Source organism: Marinobacter sp. G5_S1_61_S3, from assembly GCF_054968585.1.
Genome location: NZ_JBQKUK010000012.1, coordinates 56,007 through 75,921, shown reverse-complemented (window position 1 = coordinate 75,921; position 19,915 = coordinate 56,007). Strand labels below are relative to the sequence as shown.

General features: G+C 57.8%; 15 protein-coding genes. 6 read left to right on the top strand and 9 right to left on the bottom strand.

Annotation, left to right across the window (positions count from 1 at the left end):
* Positions 1-9 precede the first annotated feature (9 nt).
* From ACTRWH_RS13255 to ACTRWH_RS13235, 5 genes are all read left to right on the top strand, one after another.
* Positions 10-300 carry a hypothetical protein gene (locus ACTRWH_RS13255; protein WP_462826496.1) on the top strand — a complete coding sequence of 97 codons (291 nt, stop codon included), beginning with the start codon at positions 10-12 and terminating at the stop codon, positions 298-300.
* Complete coding sequence (locus ACTRWH_RS13250; RefSeq protein ID WP_305937307.1) at positions 287-904, top strand: hypothetical protein; 618 nt, start codon at positions 287-289, stop codon at positions 902-904. The genes ACTRWH_RS13255 and ACTRWH_RS13250 overlap by 14 nt, the downstream gene beginning before the upstream one ends.
* Positions 905-1,077: 173 nt before the next feature.
* The gene (malE, locus tag ACTRWH_RS13245) at positions 1,078-2,295 is read left to right on the top strand and encodes a maltose/maltodextrin ABC transporter substrate-binding protein MalE (protein ID WP_085679266.1); all 1,218 of its coding nucleotides are present in this window, start codon (positions 1,078-1,080) and stop codon (positions 2,293-2,295) included.
* Between the two features lie 11 nt (positions 2,296-2,306).
* On the top strand, positions 2,307-4,043 hold the full coding sequence (locus ACTRWH_RS13240) for a methyl-accepting chemotaxis protein (RefSeq protein WP_075194432.1): 1,737 nt from the start codon (positions 2,307-2,309) through the stop codon (positions 4,041-4,043).
* Between the two features lie 99 nt (positions 4,044-4,142).
* Complete coding sequence (locus tag ACTRWH_RS13235) at positions 4,143-5,465, top strand: YihY/virulence factor BrkB family protein (protein ID WP_041334063.1); 1,323 nt, start codon at positions 4,143-4,145, stop codon at positions 5,463-5,465.
* On the opposite strand, the gene ACTRWH_RS13230 is transcribed toward ACTRWH_RS13235, so the two are convergent.
* From ACTRWH_RS13230 to ACTRWH_RS13215, 4 genes are all read right to left on the bottom strand, one after another.
* Positions 5,462-6,502 carry an HDOD domain-containing protein gene (locus ACTRWH_RS13230; protein ID WP_036208938.1) on the bottom strand — a complete coding sequence of 347 codons (1,041 nt, stop codon included), beginning with the start codon at positions 6,500-6,502 and terminating at the stop codon, positions 5,462-5,464. The two genes, ACTRWH_RS13235 and ACTRWH_RS13230, sit on opposite strands and share 4 nt — an antisense overlap.
* Before the next feature lie 114 nt (positions 6,503-6,616).
* Positions 6,617-7,846 (bottom strand): DUF445 domain-containing protein, encoded by a 1,230-nt coding sequence (locus ACTRWH_RS13225; RefSeq protein ID WP_036208940.1) that lies wholly within the window; start codon positions 7,844-7,846, stop codon positions 6,617-6,619.
* A 261-nt stretch (positions 7,847-8,107) separates the two neighbouring features.
* On the bottom strand, positions 8,108-8,842 hold the full coding sequence (locus ACTRWH_RS13220; RefSeq protein ID WP_462826494.1) for a 16S rRNA (uracil(1498)-N(3))-methyltransferase: 735 nt from the start codon (positions 8,840-8,842) through the stop codon (positions 8,108-8,110).
* Between the two features lie 8 nt (positions 8,843-8,850).
* Entirely contained in the window at positions 8,851-10,203 is a 1,353-nt protein-coding gene (locus ACTRWH_RS13215; protein ID WP_317307979.1) for an adenosylmethionine--8-amino-7-oxononanoate transaminase, read from the bottom strand.
* A gap of 182 nt (positions 10,204-10,385) precedes the next feature.
* Here ACTRWH_RS13215 and ACTRWH_RS13210 point away from each other — a divergent pair, with 182 nt between their 5' ends.
* Positions 10,386-10,874: a DUF2505 domain-containing protein gene (locus tag ACTRWH_RS13210; RefSeq protein ID WP_036208948.1), complete on the top strand. Its 489-nt coding sequence runs from the start codon at positions 10,386-10,388 to the stop codon at positions 10,872-10,874.
* 14 nt (positions 10,875-10,888) lie between these two features.
* Here the strand turns inward: ACTRWH_RS13210 and ACTRWH_RS13205 are convergent, their stop codons facing one another.
* The 5 genes from ACTRWH_RS13205 to metF all read right to left on the bottom strand — a co-directional run bounded on the left by ACTRWH_RS13205 (position 10,889) and on the right by metF (position 19,903).
* Complete coding sequence (locus ACTRWH_RS13205; RefSeq protein WP_462826493.1) at positions 10,889-16,261, bottom strand: invasin domain 3-containing protein; 5,373 nt, start codon at positions 16,259-16,261, stop codon at positions 10,889-10,891.
* Positions 16,262-16,555: 294 nt separating this feature from the next.
* Positions 16,556-17,302 carry an amino acid ABC transporter ATP-binding protein gene (locus tag ACTRWH_RS13200; protein WP_036208977.1) on the bottom strand — a complete coding sequence of 249 codons (747 nt, stop codon included), beginning with the start codon at positions 17,300-17,302 and terminating at the stop codon, positions 16,556-16,558.
* A 13-nt stretch (positions 17,303-17,315) separates the two neighbouring features.
* A complete protein-coding gene (locus tag ACTRWH_RS13195) occupies positions 17,316-17,987 on the bottom strand; it encodes an amino acid ABC transporter permease (RefSeq protein ID WP_041334074.1) in 672 nt (223 codons plus the stop codon).
* A 69-nt stretch (positions 17,988-18,056) separates the two neighbouring features.
* A complete protein-coding gene (locus tag ACTRWH_RS13190) occupies positions 18,057-18,815 on the bottom strand; it encodes a transporter substrate-binding domain-containing protein (protein ID WP_075194435.1) in 759 nt (252 codons plus the stop codon).
* Positions 18,816-19,033: 218 nt separating this feature from the next.
* Positions 19,034-19,903 (bottom strand): methylenetetrahydrofolate reductase [NAD(P)H], encoded by an 870-nt coding sequence (gene metF / locus ACTRWH_RS13185; RefSeq protein ID WP_041334077.1) that lies wholly within the window; start codon positions 19,901-19,903, stop codon positions 19,034-19,036.
* Between the last annotated feature and the right edge of the window lie 12 nt (positions 19,904-19,915).

Below are 19,915 nucleotides of genomic sequence, written 5' to 3'. Positions count from 1 at the left end.
GAGATGATGATGAATTCAATAGCCTGTGAGTCCGTTCGTCACGCTTTCCGCGCCAGTGCGTTGATTGTGATGATGTTGCTTTCCGCCTGTGGTGGGGGGTTCGACGAGGAACCGAACAATGCGAGATTGTTCCTGCAACCGGGAGATGAAGTGGAGGTCTTCAGGGGTGATGAGCTGACCAGCCCGTCGGAAGATTCGAGGATTACGGTACGCCATGAACAGCAGGGGGACCGCAAGTTTGTAACGGTTCTGGCCGGAACGGCGGAGTTGGTCCGGGGAAACTATTATGCCCAGCGATAAGCGTCGGCAGTGGTTGGTCGCCTCTCTTCTGGTCGGGGCCATCTTGGCTCCGGCCAGTGTTGCGGCAGCCAGCGGTGCTCTCTTCGTGGGCGCCCAATTGGGCGGCTCGTCCCTGGCTGCAGACATCGAAGGACCAGGTGCGGCTTTTTCCAACCTGGATCACGGCACAACGCTGTCTGGTTCGGTTTTGGCAGCCTATGAGGGTGACCATTCTGGTCAAGGTTATCGGGTAACCGGGACCCTGGGGCATGCAAAGTGGGATAATGCGGGGTTGCTGGAAGCATTGGGCGGAGTGGATCTTCTCTGGCGTCAGGAAGATGGTAGTGGCGCTGTCTATGCTGGACCAAGACTGGGAGCGATTCGTTTTAGTGATGACATCACCGATGACAGCAATACCCGGTTTGCCTGGGGCGCCGAAGTGGGTGTCCTGACAACATTAGGCGCTGGGCCTGGTGGCGGTGACCGACCATTGTCCGCGGGCCTGTTCCTGCGACACACGGTCATCGATGCCCGCCAGTCCGGTGTAACCGGCAGTGGCCTTGATCGTGACATAAAGGTGAGCAGCCAGACTTCATTCGGTATTCAGTTACTCCTTCCGTTATAGCGAGCCGAGAGTGGGCTTTCGGCCCACTCTCGCTTACGCCCCTCATCTCATCCCCTTAAAGTTTGCACGCGTATGACGCGCCGACCCTCGCCTCCTGCATAAACTGCCAGTGGCATGTCTCATTTGAGGCATGGGATTCCCAACGCTCAAACAATAACAACAGGGCGATACCTATGATCAGACCTCTCCTGGCTCTTGTGCTTTCCTGTGTTTTCTTTTCTGCACCGGCATTCTCCTTTGAACGCGGTGAATTGCTTATCTGGATCAACTCCGACAAGGGGTATGAAGGGCTGGCTGAGGTTGGTCGACGCTTCGAAGCCGAAACCGGCATTCCTGTGACCGTGGAGACGCCGGACGATCTCACCTCCGAGTACGACCATTATGGCTATTCCTCCAAGGCGCCCGATATCGTGATCTGGCCCCATGATCGTTTTGGAAGCTGGATCAATGAGGGCCACCTGCGCCCCATCGAGCCGTCCGAGCAGGTGCGTGAGGCTATTGCACCCTTTGCCTGGCAGGCGGTTTCCGTGGGCGATCGGGTGTATGGCTACCCAATCGCCATGGAAGTGGTCAGTCTGCTCTACAACAAGGATTTGGTCTCAACACCGCCCGCCACTCTGAAAGGCGTGAAAGCTGAGCATCAACGACTGAGCGCACAGGGTATTGAGGCCATCTCCTGGGACTACAAGAATGTGTATTTTTCCTGGCCAGTGTTCGCCGGATCCGGTGGGTACAGTTTCGGCCTGGAAAACCAGGTTTACGACCTCTCCGATGTTGGTGTGGACACAGATGGCGCTGTCGGTGCCGTGGCAGGCATAAAAGACTTGCTGGATTCCGGTGTGCTGTCGGCAGATGCGGATTACGGCACCATGATGGACGGCTTCAAGGCCGGTCAGACTGCGATGATCATTAACGGTCCCTGGGCCTGGAGTGAGATACGGGACGCCGGTATAAACGTGGGCATAGCCGACGTGCCCACTGTCAGCGGTGAACCTGGAAAACCCTTTGTGGGCGTGCTGGCCGCGGGGATCAGCGCGGTATCCACCAACCATGAACTGGCCCGTCAGTTCATGGAGGACTATCTGCTGACCGAATCCGGCCTGCACGCCGTGAATGACGACAAGCCCCTTGGCGCCGTGGCCCATCTGGAAGTGGTGAAAACCCTCAGCGAAGACCCGTTTATTGACCATACCTTCCGCTCCGCCAGTCGTGGGGAAATCATGCCCAACATTCCTGAGATGAAACGCTTCTGGGATCTGATGACCATCCGCTTTGACGGCATGCTGGCCGATGATTACCCCATAGCGTCCACGCTCAAGGAGGCTGCAGGTCGGCTTGAAAGGCTGGATGACATGCGGGGCTGGACACGCCGGCATTACGTTACGAACTGAGTGAGCTCGCTATGGCATTCCCCCGATTAGAATTGACCATCCGTTCCCGGGTGATCCTGTTGTTTACCCTGTTGATTGGCCTGTCCGTTGCGTCATCGGCCCTGGTTTACCAGCGCATAGCCGGCATTGGTGACAGTGTTGATCAGCAGGCACGCGGCATCGCCGGCCAAATGGTTGCCATTGATGAGCAGTCCGAGCTCATTGACCAGCAAAGGGCGTTGGGCAAGCTGTCCGAACGCGTTACGGTCGCCCAGCAACATATGGGTGCGATGCAGTATTGGTATTTTCACGCCGCTCTGAATGCGGACATGGAGTCCCTGGACAAGGCTCAAGCCGCCTCCGAACAGTTGGTGGGCGAACTGGCTGCCATGGTGGCGGCCGATAGCAGCCTGCAGGCGGAGATCGCGGAAATGACAGAAACCGTGGAGCAGTACCGTACGCTCGGCGAAAAAATGTTCGAGTTCTTTGAAAAGTCCATGATGCTGATGGGGCGTTCGATGGCGGAGGCCGCCCGGGAACAGGCCGTTAGTCTCACGGCTAGCCTCAACGATATCCGCAGCGGCTACCAGCAACGGGAGGCCGTACTCACCGAGGGCGTGTTGGAAGCCGGAGAGACAGTCAGGCGTGCCAGTGATCAGGTCGCCATAAGTGGCGGTGCTATTCGACACGAAATTGATCGGGCTGGATCGGTCAGCCTGATAATGGCTGGCGCGCTCGTTATCTCGGCATTGTTGCTGGGCACGCTGTTCCTGCGTTCACTGCTTCGTCCGGTGCGTAGGTTGGGGCAGCGTATTGGCGAAATACAGGCCGACAATGACCTGCGGGGCAGCCTCGAGTACCGCAAGAACGATGAATTAAGCGTGATCACCCGCGCCTTTGACCAGATGCTGGCGCGATTTGGCGGTCTGATCGGTCATGTCGCTGCCTCCACCAATGAATTGGGGGATATGGCGGCTCAGGGACGGGAAAGCAGTCAGAGTCTTGCCGACCAGGTTGGGCGCCAGCAACAGGAAACCAGCCTGGTGGCGACAGCTGCAAACGAAGTTACTGCCACTGCGGAAGAAGTCCGGAAGAGTGCCAACCACGCGGCATGCCTTGCCGATGAGGTTGGTGGATTGACGCACAGTGGCGGTCAATCGGCGGATGAAGCCGTTGCCGCCATGGCTAGGCTGGAAACACGAGTGGAAGCCGTGGCCGAAACCATCGCCGGGCTGGCCAGCCAAAGCCAGTCTATCGGCCAGGTCGTGGATGTAATCCGGGGCATTTCGGAGAAAACCAACCTGCTGGCATTGAACGCTGCCATTGAAGCGGCCAGGGCCGGTGAAATGGGCCGGGGGTTTGCCATTGTGGCCGACGAAGTGCGGGGCCTGGCCAGCCAGACGGCGAACTCGACCGGGCAGATAGACGATCTCGTGTCATCGTTGCAGGCACAATCCCGTGATGCCGTTGAAGCGGTGGAGGCCGGGCGTGAGGAGAGCCGTACAACCGTCCAGCGCATCCGGCAATGCAGCGAGAGCCTGGGGCTGATCGATGAGAAGGCGGGCGAGATGCGTTTGCTCAACCAACAGGTCGCCCAGGCTGCGGCTGAGCAGAGCGAGGCTGTTAGCAAAATCGACGAAAACCTGATCAACCTCAAGCGCCAGATTGAAGACATTTCAGACAATGCCCGCGATACCGGAAGCATGACCGATTCCCTCGCGTCACTGAGCGAAGTGCTGAGAGGAAATATCAGCCAGTTCCGATACTGAGCCGAAACCGCTAGTAAAAGCCACACAATACGCCATACTTTGTTGTGATTTGGTATCTGACTGATAATCTGTACAAAACACTGGCAAACAGGACGTTGTGTGGCTTCATTTCAATTCAAAGATCGGCTTCAGTCTGCGGAAACCTGGATTCTCGCCAACCCCAATCCACCGCAACACTGGCCATGGACCTGGCTTTATAAAACCGGGCGTACCGCTTATGCGCTGGTGCGGGACGTCGTTAGTGGCAACCTGACGCTTCATGCCATGAGCCTGGTGTATACCACCTTGCTGAGTATTGTGCCGTTGCTGGCCTTGAGCTTTTCGGTGCTCAAGGCGCTGGGCGTACACCAGCGTATGGAACCCTTCCTGTTCCAGTTCTTTCGGCCCATGGGCCCCCAGGGCGTCGAGATTGCCGAGCAGATTCTGGGCTTCGTGGATAACATGAAAGTGGGTGTGCTCGGCTCGGTCGGCCTGGCACTGCTGGTTTATACCGTGGTGTCACTGGTGCAGAAGATCGAGCGTTCTTTCAACATGATCTGGCGGGTGCCGGACATGCGCTCGATGGCCCAGCGCTTCAGTAATTATCTCAGCGTTATCATGGTGGGGCCGTTGTTGATGGTGTCGGCCATCGGTATCAGTGCCACCATTTTCTCGTCGGCGTTCGTGCAGGCGCTGATGGAAATCGAACCGCTCGGCTCCATGATTGTCTTCGCCACCCGCTTTACCCCATTCATGCTGGTGGTCGGGGCGTTCACCTTCGTATACGTGTTCATTCCCAACACCCGGGTGAAGCTTCGCTATGCGTTCATCGGTGGACTGGTGGCAGGTATATCCTGGCAGGCGGCGGGTATGCTGTTTGCGTCGTTTGTCGCCGGTTCCGCCAAGTACGCTGCCATCTATTCCAGTTTCGCAATCGGCATCATCCTGTTGATCTGGGTGTACCTCAACTGGATGATTCTGCTGCTGGGGTCCAGCATTGCCTTCTATCTCCAGAACCCGGGCTCGGTGGCCAAACGCCGCCAGGTGCGGTTGTCGCCGGAACTTCTGGAAAAAACCGGGCTGGCGTTGATGTGGCTGGTGGCGAAACCCTTCAGCGAGGGCCGGCCGGCACCGCAGCAGGAAGCGGTTGAGCAGCAACTCAGGGTGCCGGGGGAGGTGACCCGTGGTATCAGCGACAAGCTGATCCGCGCCAGACTGCTGACATTGGCCGGTCGCAACGGCGATTGCCTGGCCCCGGGCCAGTCCCTCGAGAGGATCACCGTTGGCAGCGTGCTGGAAGCCATACGTCGTGATGAGGATCGGGTTGCTGACCGTTTACCTTATGCCGTGCCGAGCCATCTGATGGAACGCCCTCCGGAGCACGAATCGGTGTCCTTCGCCGAACTGCTGAAGCAGGAAGGGGGTTACGGAGAAAAAACCTAGGCGCGGGTTTTTGCACCCGCTTCCAGGGTATCGAGGATCACCTTGCGTACCCGCGTAAACTGCTCCCTCGAGATGTTAGTAATACGCAATACGTCGTCTTCCGGCATATTGCGCTGGTGGGCATGGCGTAACACCTCCCGGGTGCCGATAATAATACCGTCGTTCAGCGGGGTGTGTTGCTGCCTCGGCGCCGGCCGCTCCGCCGCCAGAAGCTGGGCGTGGTATTTAGGCGGCAGCCCCCATTCATTGGCCAGTAGTTGTGACGTGGCCCACTGGTAGCGGGAAAGGGCGATGTGGATCAGCGAGGGTGGCGGTTCCGCCAGCCCAGATTCCGTCCTGCAGACGCGCTGCAACTCCCTTCGTAGTGTGATGTAAGAGAGTGCTGGCAGTAGGCCTGCCATGAAATAGACGCTGCTATCCTGGCCCTGAATCTTCGCAATCAACTCCGCACTGCGGGCACAGGTGAGCCCCCAGCGCCATACCCGTTGTGCAAAGAGCGCTTCCCGACTGTTCCTGGCTGCCATCATCGGCCGCATGATGGCGGCGGAAATAACGTTGCGAATACCGTCCATACCCAGAACAAAGACCGCCTGGTCCACCGAGTCGATGGACTGGTCGCCGGTGCGGAAGTAAGGGCTGTTGGCAATTTGCAGTAGTTGGTCGGTCAACGCGGGGTCATTGAGGATGATCTCCGTCAGTTGGTTACGGCCTGTATTGGCATCGGAGAGTGCCCGCATTAGCATCGGCAGGGTCATGGGTTGGCGCGGTAATTCGTCCAGTTCACTATTGGCGATTCGCCAGCGCAGTTTTTCCAGCACTTCATCCCATTGCCCGGTTTCTGAGCGCAGCGTGGCAGGGGGTGAGTCAAGCAGCCAGCAAAACAGACGTTCTTCCAATTTGTCGATCAGGGCCGGGTCTATGTCCGGGCTGTCGTTTGTTGAAACAACCGGGTTGAGCAGGCGGGATTCAGGTGCTGTTGCGGTTGTTGGTTTGTCGGACGAGAAAAGTCCTGAAATCCAGGAAATAAAGCCTGGCATCCGATGCCTCCGGGAAAAGAATAGTCGCCGGGAAATACATACCCGTACACCGCGAGTATAGAATGAGCTAGCGGCTATGCACAGTATAACAGCAGGCTTTTTGGCACTAGAGCTTCAGAAAACAGAGCCTCCGAAGACGAACACCAATTGGCAGATACCGGCGGCGAAACCCAGGAAGGCGCCCACCAGGATCAGTTTGATTTCGTCCTCCTGGAAGCAGGGTCGAAGAAGGTCTTGAAATTCCTCAGATGAGAGGGCAATCATGCGCTCCACCATGATGCTTTCCACGGCCCTTGCCCGGTCGGTTTCGAACACCGGGTTATTGAAGGAGGTTTGCGAAATTTCGATGGCTTTTTTGCCGACCTGGTTCTTTAGGGTCGCAAAGCCTGTTGGTCCAAACGCCATCTGAGTCAGGGCCTTACCCATGCCGGCGGTTTCGTCCACCAGGGGTTTAATGTGCTTTTTGACCATGTTGCGGGCCCGGTCGCCCTTTGGGCCCTCCAGTATGGCGTTGATGATGTTGCCAACCGTGAGTATTTCGTGGGTTACGATGTGGCAGAAGGATTCGGCGACTTCCTGCTGGCGTTTGAGGAACAGACCCTGGAATCGAAAGGGGCCGACTTTCTTTTCGTGCAAGGGCCGGAAGATCACGTTCAGCGCGATCCAGTTGGTCGCCCAACCCACCATCAGGCCGAAGAAAGGCAGTACCCACCAACTTTGGTAGAAATACCAGACGGTCATCTGAACCAGGCCGAACAGGAAGCCGAAATAGAAGCCGGAGTTGATGATGAAACGGAATTCCACTTCCCCGCACTCGATGAAGATCCGGTTCAGCAGCCGTTTGTCCTTGGCCAGGCGTTCGATGACCATGCTTTTGATGTCGAGCAGGTCTTCGATGTTGTCGGAAACGTCACCCACCAGGTTGTCCACCAGTTGCGGGGTGGACTTGCGTACTCGGTCGTAGACCATGTTCCTGGCTGAGGAGGGCAGGTTTTCCCAGAAGGTGGGGTATTCCTTGAGCATCAGTTCGTCGACGTATTCTTCGGTGCGGGGTTCGACGGTGTAGAGGATGTGGGCTGCCAGTACCTGGGGATCGATCTGCTGGAAAATTTCCTGCACGGTGCCAATCTTGGAGATGGTGGCGTCGACGCTGATGGCGGCCATTTTTCGGGCCTTTGAGGGGATGATGCCCTGCCAGCCCAGTAACGGGGGCTTGCCGACGAATTCCAGCGGGTAGAAGGTCATTTTGATGGCCAGCCAGTTCGTGGTCCAGCCGATCAGGGCGGCAATGACGGGGATACTGAGGTATTGCCAGAATTCTGGGGTGCTTAGCAGGCTTGTCATCCGGTGTTCGCTTTTTGGGTTCTGGAGTTTGCTGCATTACGGGGAGGCCTTTCCAAAACACGCTCCTTGCGGCACATCCCTGTGGCGCTTGGGCTCCGCCATCCATGGCTCCGCACAGTTTTGGAAAGGCCTCCCCGTAATACAGCCCCGACTACAGAGCTATCCTCAACAGACTTATCACTCGACAGGGATAATGTTGTCGGGGGCCGGCTCTGTCAATGACTTGCGCGCCAGATTGAGATGGCGGCACAGTCGGTAGGCTCAACCGCCGATATCACCCCACAACCACTGACACAGCGCCATGGCGGCAACCGGGGCGGTTTCGGTGCGTAAAACGCGGGGGCCGAGGGCAACGGGGAGGAAGCCGGCGGTTTCGGCAGCGGTGATTTCGTCCGGGCTGAAGCCGCCTTCGGGACCGATCATTAGCGCGACGCGGGCGGGTTTGGCCAGGGTGTCCAGGGATTGTTCGGTGCGGTGGTGTAGGACCAGGCGCAGGTCACAGTCCTGGGTGTGGTCGAACCAGTCGGGCAGTGCCATCACGGGCAAAATCTTAGGCACCCGGGCGCGGCCACACTGTTCGGCAGCGCTGATAGCAACGGATTGCCAGTGGCGCAGGCGTTTGTCTTCACGGTCGCCTTTGAGTTTGACGTCGCAGCGTTCGGTGGTGAGAGGGACGATGCGGGTAACGCCCATTTCCACAGCTTTCTGAACGGCGTAGTCCATACGGTCGCCTTTGGAGAGGGTCTGGCCGAGTACGATCTCCAGGTGGGACTCGGTGGCATTGGCGGACGGCGTTCCTACCTCGACCGACACGTGTTTCTTGCCGGCCTCGGTGATGGTGGCGGGGTAGTCGTTGCCGTCGCCGTTGAGCAGCAGCAGTTCCTGGCCGGGCTGCATGCGCAGCACACGGCCGACGTGTTGCGCTGCATTGTCGTCCAGGCCGGCTGTGGCGCCTTCACTCAGGGGTGAGTCGGTGTAGATGCGGGGGATGCGCATGGTGTTTGTCAGTCCCGTACGGCGATTTCGATGCCTTCTGTGGCCACTTGGGCCAAGTGGCGGATCTGTTCTTCGGTGATCACGTAAGGGGGCATAAAGTAGACTACGTTACCCAGTGGCCGCAATAGCGACTGGCGGGTGAGCGCATGCTGGTATACGCGGATGCCGCGCCGCTCCTGCCAGGGGAAGGGCTCTTTGGTGGCTTTGTTTTTCACCATTTCCACCGCCAGAGTCATGCCGTGCTGGCGGATGTCTCCCACGTTGGGGTGGTCCGCCAGATGCGCGACGGAGTCTGCCAAGCAGGTGCTCAGGCGTTTGTTGTTTTCGATGACGTTGTCATCGCGGAAGATGTCCAGGGTGGCCAGGGCAACGGCACAGCCGATGGGGTTGCCGGTGTAGCTGTGGCTGTGCAGGAAGGCCTTCAGGGTTTCGTAATCGTCGTAGAAGGCGTTGTAGACGGTGTCCGTCGTCAACACCACCGACAATGGCAGGTAGCCCGCGGTCAGGCCTTTGGACAGGCACATGAAATCCGGAGTGATACCGGACTGCTCGCAGGCGAACAGGGTGCCGGTGCGGCCGAAGCCAACCGCGATCTCGTCGGCGATCAGGTGCACGCCATATTTGTCGCAGGCTTCGCGCAGTTTGGTGTGGTAAATCGGATGGTGCATGCGCATGCCGCCCGCGCACTGAATCAGGGGTTCGACCACCACGGCACAGATTTCGTCATGCTTTTCGGCCAGTAACGCGTCCATGGCCTCGAACTGCCGCAGCGCGTACTCCTCGTCGGTCTCGCCCGGCTCCTTGTTGAACGCATCCGGGGAGGGCGCGGTCATGACTTCCATCAGCAGCGGCTGATAGGTGTCCTTGTAGAGGGCAACATCGCCCAGTGCCAGTGCCCCCAGGGTTTCGCCATGGTAGCTGTTGCTCAGGTTGACGAAGTTTTTCTTGCCCGGTTTGCCCTGATTCTTCCAGTAGTGGAAGCTCATCTTGAGCGCAGCTTCAATAGCAGATGAGCCGTTGTCGGCGTAGAAGCACTTATTGAGGCCTTCAGGGGTCACTTCGATCAGTCTCTCGGAGAGGCTGACCACCGGCTCGTGGGTAAACCCCGCCAGGATCACATGCTCCAACTGACCAATCTGCTCCTGAATAGCCGCGTTGATTCTGGGGTTCGCATGGCCGAACAGGTTGACCCACCAGGAGCTCACGGCGTCGATGTAGCGGTTGCTTTCGAAGTCCTCAAGCCAGACACCTTCGCCCCGTTTGATGGGCACCAGGGGCAAGGTGCCTTCGTGGTCTTTCATCTGGGTGCAGGGGTGCCATACGGATTTGAGGCCGCGGGCGACGAGGTCAGCGTTGCGCATGATAAATCTCCGTCAAACGGTGGGGTTCTGTCAGGTTCCAACAAAAGGTCAGCTGTTAACCAGTGCGAATATTACAGTTAACAACGCCTGCTGACCACTATGCCATCCACCGATGACCGGCGGGCCAATGTGTGAATGAAACTCACCGCGCACAATCAGGCCATTCTTATACGGAGGCCTTTATGGAACTGGAATTGAGACATTCATACGATGCTGGCCTGGACCGGGTGCTGGGTGCGTTCTTCGACGAGGCCCATATCCAGGAGAAGAACCAGCGGCTGGGTTCGCGCAATGTGAATATACCGGAGCTGACCCGTGACGACTTGTCCGCGAAGGTGGTGGTTGAGCGTGAAATGACAGCCTCCACCGAGGTGCCCGGCATCCTGGCGAGCTTTCACAAAGAGTGGAATCGCGTACGCCAGGAAGAGCACTGGTTCCGCAAGGACGACGGGGAATGGCATTGCGAGTTCCGGGTAAAAATTGAAGGCGTGCCCGCGAAGATCAAGGGCAATATGCGCCTGCAGGGCACAGACCAGGCCTGCATCAACTACGTTACGCTGAATGTCTGGTGCGAAGTGCCGTTACTGGGCAAGAAGATTGCGCGGTTTCTGGCGGATGATTCCCATACCAAGATCGAGAAGGAGTATAGGATCACCCGCCAGTTGTTATGACATTGCGGTTAACGTTATTGGCGATCAGGCCCGCCAAAATAGCGACCAATCTGCAGGCCCAGATAGCGAGCGTCCCGATCATAACTGTCCAGTTCGGCTCGAATGAACCAGGCGGATTCCAGCGGTCGGTATTGAACGCCGACACCCAGTGCCAACTGCAGTGTTGACTGCTCGTCATAGCCGATTCTGCTGTCGCTGGCGCTGTTCTGAATCAGTGACGCACCCACCTTAACGAAGGCGTTGAAGCGGTGGCCAGGCTCCCGAATCCAGTAGCCGGCCATGAGTGACGGAACCTGGTAGTCGATATGGGCGTCGGGAGTCACTCGCTCCAGAGCTGGGTTTCGGTTGCCAAGACCGGCCTCACCGAGATCGCTGTATGCCAGCTCCCAGAACCAGTGGGGCGCAAAGTGATGGCCAACCGCAACCTTCCAACCCCAGTCAGAGTCGTCGTTGGTGCGCCAGCCATTGCTTTCGCCTTCTGGATCTATGTGGGTAACTCCCAGCCCTAGGTTGCCATAAAAACAACCCGAGAACTGCGCGTCGTCCTCACTGTCGTCATCCATAACGATTTCATGGTTTGAAGACAGCTGGTATCCGCACAGACCTGCGTCTGCCTGGGAAAGCCCAGGCAAACCGAGGGCCACTGCTGCGACCAGCAGCGGACGTGCGTGTTTGTATCCAGCGCGGCGTACCAGTACGAGTGCCAACAGTGCGATCAACATCCAGATACCGACACCCCCGGCTCCTCTGACAGCTGTTTCCAGTTCGCCGCCGTTGTCGAGGCGGTCAATCTGCCCGTCACCATCGAAGTCGCGTCCTTCAAGATCATCGTTGTAGCCATCTCCATCGGAATCAATGTCACGGTAGTCTTCACGTCCGTCCCCGTCAAAATCAGTGGGAGACCAGCGACGGGAAGTGTTGCCGTTAATTCCCAGCAGATCCACCATGCCATCGCCGTTGCTGTCGACCTGACGAATATCGACGCCCTTGTCAGCTGCTTCCACCAGGTCAACAATGCCGTCGTTGTCCGAATCGAGATCCCGGAAGTCTGCAGTGCCATCGGCATCTGAATCGATGGGCAGGGAATCCGCTGCTATGCGATCATCGAGACCATTAAGGTCGGCGTCGAGGAACTGGTCGACGTAGGTGTCTGAGTCTGCGTCCAGCCGCCCCCGATTGGCTTCAAGTACATCGCTGATGCCGTCGTTATCGCTGTCCGGATCAAGACTGTCTGGCAGGTTATCGCCGTCGGTATCGACGAGACCGCTACCTTCCGCGACGTCAGGAATGCCGTCGTTGTCGTCGTCCAGGTCAGCACGGTTGTTGATGCCGTCCAGATCGTAGTCTTCCAGAGAACCGAATCCGAAGTCGCTTTCGTCAACAATGTCGGCGATGCCGTCACCGTCCCGGTCGGCCGAATCGTCGACAAGGCCATTATTGTCGGCATCGACAGTGGCGGCGTCATCGCGATTGCTGATGTCGAAGGGCCCGCTTCCGTCGTTGGCAGGGTTCGAGCTCTCGATGTCACGGTAGTTCGGCAGCGCGTCAGCGTCGTCGTCCGCAGGATTAAACAGGGTGCCCTGGTTGTTGGCCGGATCGTCGATCAGGCCATCTTCCGGCGCGCTGTCTGTGCCTCCGGCTTCGCGAACGTCGGTCAGGCCGTCGTTGTCGCTGTCGAGGTCACGATAGTCAGGCACGAGGTCGCCATCGGTGTTCACCAGGGTGGTCAGGGCATCATCAATGCCATCGTTGTTGCTGTCCGTACCACCTGTGTTGGTGACATCGAATTGATCGTGGATGCCGTCGCCATCGCTGTCGAGCAGCGGCAGCAGGTTGGTTTCGACACTATCGGGAATGCCGTCGTTGTCACTGTCGATGTCGAGCATGTCGACGGTGCCGTCGAGGTCGGTGTCGAGCAGGGCAACGATGTCATCATCAATACCGTCGTTATTGCTGTCGGTGCCGCCGGTGGTGTTGACGTCGAAGGTATCGTCAATGCCATCGCCATCGCTGTCACTGCCGGTTGAGAGGCCGTTCTCCAGGGCATCGGGAATACCGTCGTTGTCGCTGTCGGTATCCAGGTAGTCCGGGATCAGGTCACCATCGGCATCGGTCAGGCCGTTGAGGGTTTCGACCACATCGGGCACCCGGTCGTTGTCGCTGTCAGTGTCGCGATAGTCCGGCTGGCCGTCGCCATCTACGTCACGCGGGTTGTCGGCGTCTCCACCCAGTTCCTGGGCGTCGGAAATGCCGTCGTTGTCGCTGTCGGTATCGAGCGCATCGATAACGCCGTCGCCGTCACTGTCGCGTGGGTTCGACAGGTCACCACCGAACTCCTCCGCATCCGGAATGCCGTCGCCGTCGGAGTCGGCGACCGAAGGATCTGTGCCGGCCGCAATTTCAAAGCCATCGGGCACTCCGTCTTCATCCTCGTCACAGCGAGAGACGGTGTCGTCCGGTGAACAGACGTCTTTTACAAGGTTCACCTGGTCGGTGGCCTGATTGGTCGCCGTGTCACGGATAATCGCGTTAATGGAGATCGGGCCATCGTCGAGCTCGGTTGTATCAAACACCACCGAGAATGAACCTCCACCGTTGCCGTCATCGGCACAGGCAATGCCTGTCCGGGAGAGAGTTGTGCTGGCATCGCTGATATCGAGATCAAGGCTGTCATTCACCGCACTACAACTGCCGGCCACGGTGTAGGCCGGGGTGGTGGTGCTGTCCGGCCCTACGGTGTTGTCCAGCGATACGGTGGGCAAAGTGACGTCGACAGTAAGTTCGTCGGCGGTGACGTCGGTGCTTTGCTGGCCAACGGAGTCGGTGACGGTAGCCACCACCTCATACTGCCCGTCGCTTAGCTCGGCGCTGGCAGGAATCACAAGCGTCCAGCTATTGCCGGTCAGCGTGAGATTGCCATCGCCTTCCGTATAGTTTCTGGTGTTGACACTCACGGTCAGCGAAGCACCGGAAAAGACCACTGCACTACCGGTCAGTTCGGGCGTGCTGTCGTTGGTCAGCAGGCTGTCCACAGTGGGGCGTTCAACCAGAGTGATCGTACCGGTGTTGCCGATGGCGACGCCGTTGATCGTGCCGGTGATGTTGGAGCTGCCGGTGGTGTTGCCGGAGGTGAACGTGGCGCTGTAGCTGCCGTCGCCGTTGTCCGTCACGTTGCCAATGGTGCCAAGCGTTGCGCTCAGGGTAACGGTGTCACCGCCGGTGGTCAGGGCATTGCCGTTTTCATCGATGGCCTGAACCGTTAGGCCACTCTGCGTGTTGCTGTCTGCGACCAGAGTTGGCAATGACGTGGCGATAGTGCTCTGACTGCCATTGGCATCACCGGGCACAAACTCCACGCTGGCCGTATCACTGATCTGTGCTGCATCGAGAGTACCTCTCACCAGCGCTGTTCCGGCCTCGGTAGACGAGCTCAATGTGGCTGTGTAGGTACCGTCGCCGTTGTCGGTTACCGGGCCAAGACTGCCTGAAGAGGTGGTGAGGACAACCGCGTTTCCACCCGAATCGAGGCTGTTCCCGTTTGCGTCAACGGCTTGAACCGTCACAGTAGAGGTTGTGGTGCCGTCCGCGGTAATTGTTGATGGTGCAGCCGAAATGATCGTGTTGGCGGCTGTGGCTGGCCCCGCAACAAAGGTGACGCTGGCGCTATCGGTGATCGAAGCTGCGTTCAGTGTACCGCTGACTGTGGCCGTTCCTTTAACCGTGGATGAGGTTAGCAGAGCCGTATAGGTGCCATCGCCATTGTCTGCGAAGTTGGACAGTGTTCCGGCGTTTGAGCTCAGGGAAACAGTGTCACCGCCTGCAGTCAGGTTGTTGCCGTTGGCATCCTTGGCTTGCACCGTAATCGTGGTGTTGGACGTACCATCAGCAGTAATGGAAGAAGGGGTAGCCGTAATCGTGGATGTGGCTGCCGAGGCGTCACCTGGCACAAATTCCACACTGGCAGTGTCGGTTATGTCGGTGCCATTCACCGTGCCGGAAATTGATGCGGTTTCAGCGGTTGTTGACGAAGTCAGCGTCGCCGAATAGGTACCGTCTCCGTTGTCGGTGATGTTGCCCAGAGTACCCGCGGTTGTTGCTAGCACTATGGCATCGCCACCGGAGGTGAGGGCATTGCCATTGGCATCGATTGCCTGGACAGTCACGGTAGAAGTGGTTACGCCATCGGCGGTAATCGACAGTGGCGCAGCCGTCAGCGTGGTGTTGGCCGCCGATGCCGGGCCCGGGGTGAAGGTAACCGTGGCGTCATCGACAACGGATTCACCGTCAATAGTGCCGGTAACCGTTGCATTACCCGCGGTTGTGCTGGATGTCAGGATGGCAGAATAGGTGCCATCACCGTTGTCTGTCACGGTGCCAAGGGTACCGCTGGTGGTTGAGAATGTAACGGTCTGGCCACTGAACGACGTGTTGTTCCCTGCTACGTCCCTGGCCTGGAGCGTGACTGTGGACGTGGAAACGCCGTCGGCGACAATAGAAGCGGGGTTGGCTGACAATGTTGAGTCTTCTGCGGTGCCCGGTAGCTCCGGCCCCTCGTTCTGTACATGGGTGAAGCTGACAGAATTGAAGTCCTGCTGGACAGGGAAGCCGCCATCGTCATAGAACAGCAGCGCTTCGATGGTGTAGGTGCCGCTTTGCTCATCGATCTGGTATGTCGGGCTGTAGGATTTGGTCAGGGTTTCTCCAGCCGTTGCGGAAAAGTCTTCGGAGAGAACACCAATGTTGTTCCCGTCCGGATCAATCACGTTCAGTTCCACGCGATAGTCGCCGGTGGTGTTGATGTCTATAACCGCATCGACATCCATGGTGACTGTGGAGCCGGCAATACCGTAATTGGTGATGCTGAATGCCGTAGTGTCGGCATCCTCTTCCGAGCCACCGTCGACCAGTAATTGCCCCCAGTAGACCGTGAGCTGCCAGTTGGTGCCATTGCCGGAAGAATCAGCGATGGTAATTTCCACCAGGTTGTTGCCCGGCTGGATAATGCTGGGGTCCACCGAGAAGCGGGTGGTGTTGTCAACGTTGTTCTCTCCCGACAGCCTGCCCAGCTCAACGCCGTTCAGAAAAACGGTGTCGGTCTCGCCAGCCTCTTCGTCGACATCGTTGGCGTTGATGGTCAGCACGGCACTGGTTGTTGGCAGAGCGCCGGTGACATCGATATTGAACTCGATCGGGTAAATGGCGCTGCCGTTACCGAGACGAAAATCCATGTCGCCATCGGCAGAGCCGGAGCCTGCATTGTCTTCGTTGTCTGTGTCGGTGTAATAGGTTTCACCGGCAAATGCTTGCGCACTTACCTGAAAAACCAGGAGACACAGCAAAAGCCTGAAAATGATCGCCGGAAAACGGCATCCTTGGTTTGATGACACGGGAATCCCCCTCCATTTTTTATCGTATAAAGCTCTTCATCGAAGGCTCATAGGTGGTAGAAAACGATCCGCGCATACAACTCCGTTGATCACTTTTCAAACACCGCTATTAGACTTAATAAACGTTAATAAACCCAGAAAAGTTGCACTTCGAACTGTTAAAAAATGTAATTTTTTTAGAGGGTTATTTGAGGGGGTATAGGAGAAATTATGAGTAGGTTGCTACTGTTAAGGCTGGTGTAAAAAGCGGGTTGAGTGATTGAGGCCCCCGGTTTCGGGGGCTTGGGTCGTAAGTCAGTGCGCCAACACCCGGCTCAGGAATGCCTGGGTGCGTTCATTCTGCGGATTGTCGAACACATCCGCCGGTTTGCCTTCCTCGACAATCTGGCCTTCGTGAATGTAGATCACGCGGTCGGCCACTTCCCGGGCGAAGCCCATTTCGTGGGTGACCACCATCATGGTCATACCTTCCTTGGCCAACTCTCGCATCACGTCCAGCACTTCGCCGATCATTTCCGGGTCCAGCGCGGAGGTGGGTTCGTCGAACAGCATCAGCCGGGGTTCCATGGCCAGTGCGCGGGCAATGGCTACGCGCTGCTGCTGGCCGCCCGAGAGCTGGCTGGGAAACTTGTCAGCCTGGCTGCCGATACCGACGCGGTTCAACAGTCTCTCCGCCGTGGCGTTGGCGACAGTTTCGGGGGCATCCTTGACCTTTCGGGGCGCGAGCATGATGTTCTTTTTCACCGTCAGGTGCGGGAACAGGTTGAACTGCTGGAACACCATGCCGACTTCCTTGCGGATTTCAGCCAGGGCTTTCGGGTTGCCACTCTTCGGGGCAAGCTCGTTACCGTCCACCACCAGCTTGCCGGACTCGAACTCTTCCAGGCCGTTAACGCAGCGGATGAGGGTGGATTTGCCAGAGCCACTGGCGCCGATAACCACCACCACTTCGCCGGCTTCAACGGTCAGGTCAATTTCCTTGAGGACATGCAGGGTACCGAAGTACTTGTTCATGCCCTGCATTTGCACGATCTGTGTCATGGGTACCTATCCTTCAGACAGAAGCCAGTCCGCGCCGCTCTATCAGGCGGAGCACGAGTGAGAGGGAGAGGGTAATCGCGAGGTACATGATCGCCACCACGAAGTAGACCTCGAAGGCAGTAAAGGTGTTGGCGATGTACACCTGGCCCTGGCGAACCAGCTCGCCCACACCGATGACCGAGAACAGTGATGTGTCCTTGATGCTCACGATCGCCTGATTGCCCAAGGGCGGAATCATGCGGCGGAAGGCCTGGGGCCAGATAATCGACCAGAAGGTCTGGGAGCGCGACAGGCCCAGGGAAAGGCCGGCTTCGGTCTGGCCCTTGTCGATGGATTGCACGCCGCCCCGGACCACTTCGGAAATATAGGCGCCGGAGTTCAGGGCAATGGCGGCGATACCGGCGGTCAGCGGGTCAATCGGGCCGCCAACAAGGTCGGGCAGACCGTAAAAGATAAACAGCACCTGCACGAGAATGGGGGTGCCGCGGAAAATTTCGATGTACGCGGTTGCGGGCCAGCGAAAAAACCATTTTTTGTTGATGCTCAACAGGCCGAAAATAATGCCCAGCACAAAACCAATGGCAAGGCCGCCAAAAGAAATAAGCAGGGTATAGGGAATACCTTTGAGCAAATAAGGAACGGCGTTGATGGCTGCCTGCCAGTCAAACTGAAACTGGAATTCCACAGTGGATGTCTCCGTTGGATGGGGAGTTACCAGCCGGGGTGTTGTACACCCCGGCTGTGGTTTTCAGTTTTACATGTCTTCCGGCATGGGGCCGAACCACTTCTCGTAGATTTTCTTGTAGGTGCCGTCTTCCTTGATGGAAGCCAGGGCTTCGTTAACGTCATCCACCCACTCACTGCCGTTTTTCAGGGCGATGCCGTACTGCTGGCCTTCGTACAGCTTGCCAACGGTTTTAACTTTGCCTTCACCACGGGTGCTGGCGAAGTAGCCAACGTTAGGCGCATCGTAGAACACAGCGTCAACGGCGCCTGACATAAGCGCCATGTACATGTCTGAACTGCCTGGGTAGGGCGTTACGCCGTCATTTTCGTCCAGCGTTTTCATCAGGTAGTCGTAGCTGGTGCTGCCGATCTTGGTGCCGATCTTCACACCTTCGAGGTCTGAAATTTCCTCGACTTTTCCATTGTCCTGGCGCACCAGGATGCGCAGGCCGGAGTCGTAATACGGATCGGAGAAATCAACGATTTCTTCACGCTCTTCGGTGATGGTGATCCCGGCAATGGCGATGTCCACGTTGCCCGTCTGCAGGGCAGGGATGATGCCGTTAAAGTCCATGGTGTTCAGGTCGATCTCAAAGCCGGCACGGTCTGCCACTTCGCGGATGATCTCCATGTCGAAACCGATCATCTCGCCGGTTTCCTGATCCATCATCTCGAACGGCACGAAGCTGGGGTCGGTGACGACGCGCAGGGTCTCTGCGCTGGCAGTGCCTGCGGCAACGGTAAGTGCCAGTGTTGCGCCAACCGTCTTAAGCCATTTGGTGCTCATACAATCTCCTGTTTTTACTTTTGTTGCCCGTGCACCCGGTGGAGTGCTCCAGAAATGCGGGCTGATCAAGCCTGTTCTTTCCGGGGGCGGTTTGTGGAACTGCAACCCTTACACTTTAGACCATCAGGCGGAGAAATGCAGAAAATCAAATGGTTGGAGGGGGAGCCCTCTCCCATGGAGGGAGAGGGTTTGGGGAGCGTTGGGGAAAGCAGCGAATCTTAAAACGCAATCTTCTCCCGCTCACCAATTCCCAGGTTTTTCCAGATACTCTGGCTTGGTTCCGCCTGGTTCAGGGTATAGAAGTGAAGCCCGGGCGCCCCGGCGGCAAGCAGTTTCGCGCACATTTCGGTGACCACTTCCTCACCAAACTTGCGGATGCTGTCGCTGTCGTCGCCGTAGGCTTCCAGCTGCTTGCGGATCCAGCGGGGGATCTCCGCACCGCACATGTCCGAGAAGCGGGTCAGGTTGGAGAAGTTGACGATGGGCATAATGCCCGGCACCACCGGAATGGTAACGCCCATCTTCTCCAGACGGTCGATAAAGTAGAAGTAGCTGTCCGCGTTGAAGAAGTACTGGGTGATGGCGCTGTTGGCGCCTGCTTCAACCTTGCGGGCGAAGTTTTTCAGGTCGTCTTCCGCGGTGCGGGCCTGGGGGTGGAACTCCGGGTAGGCCGCGACTTCAATATTGAAGGTATCGCCGCTGTACTCGCGGATAAAACTCACCAGCTCATTGGCGTAACGCAGTTCACCGGCGGCGCCCATGCCGGATGGCATGTCGCCTCGCAGGGCGACGATGCGGTTGATGCCGTTGTCGCGGTAAACATCCAGCAGCTCCGCAATGCTGTCGCGGGTGGCGCCCACGCAGGACAGGTGCGGCGCGGTGGACACGCCCCGTTTGTGAAGGTCCAGCACCGTCTGCACGGTGCGGTCCCGGGTGGAGCCGCCGGCACCGAAGGTGACCGAGAAGAAATCCGGGTCAACCTCGGCCAGCGTATTGCGCACGCCCTGCAGCTTTTCCCAGCCCTTGTCGGTCTTGGGCGGGAAAAACTCAAAGCTGAAGCGGCGTTTGAACTGTTTCTGGGTTTCCATGCTGCTACCTGA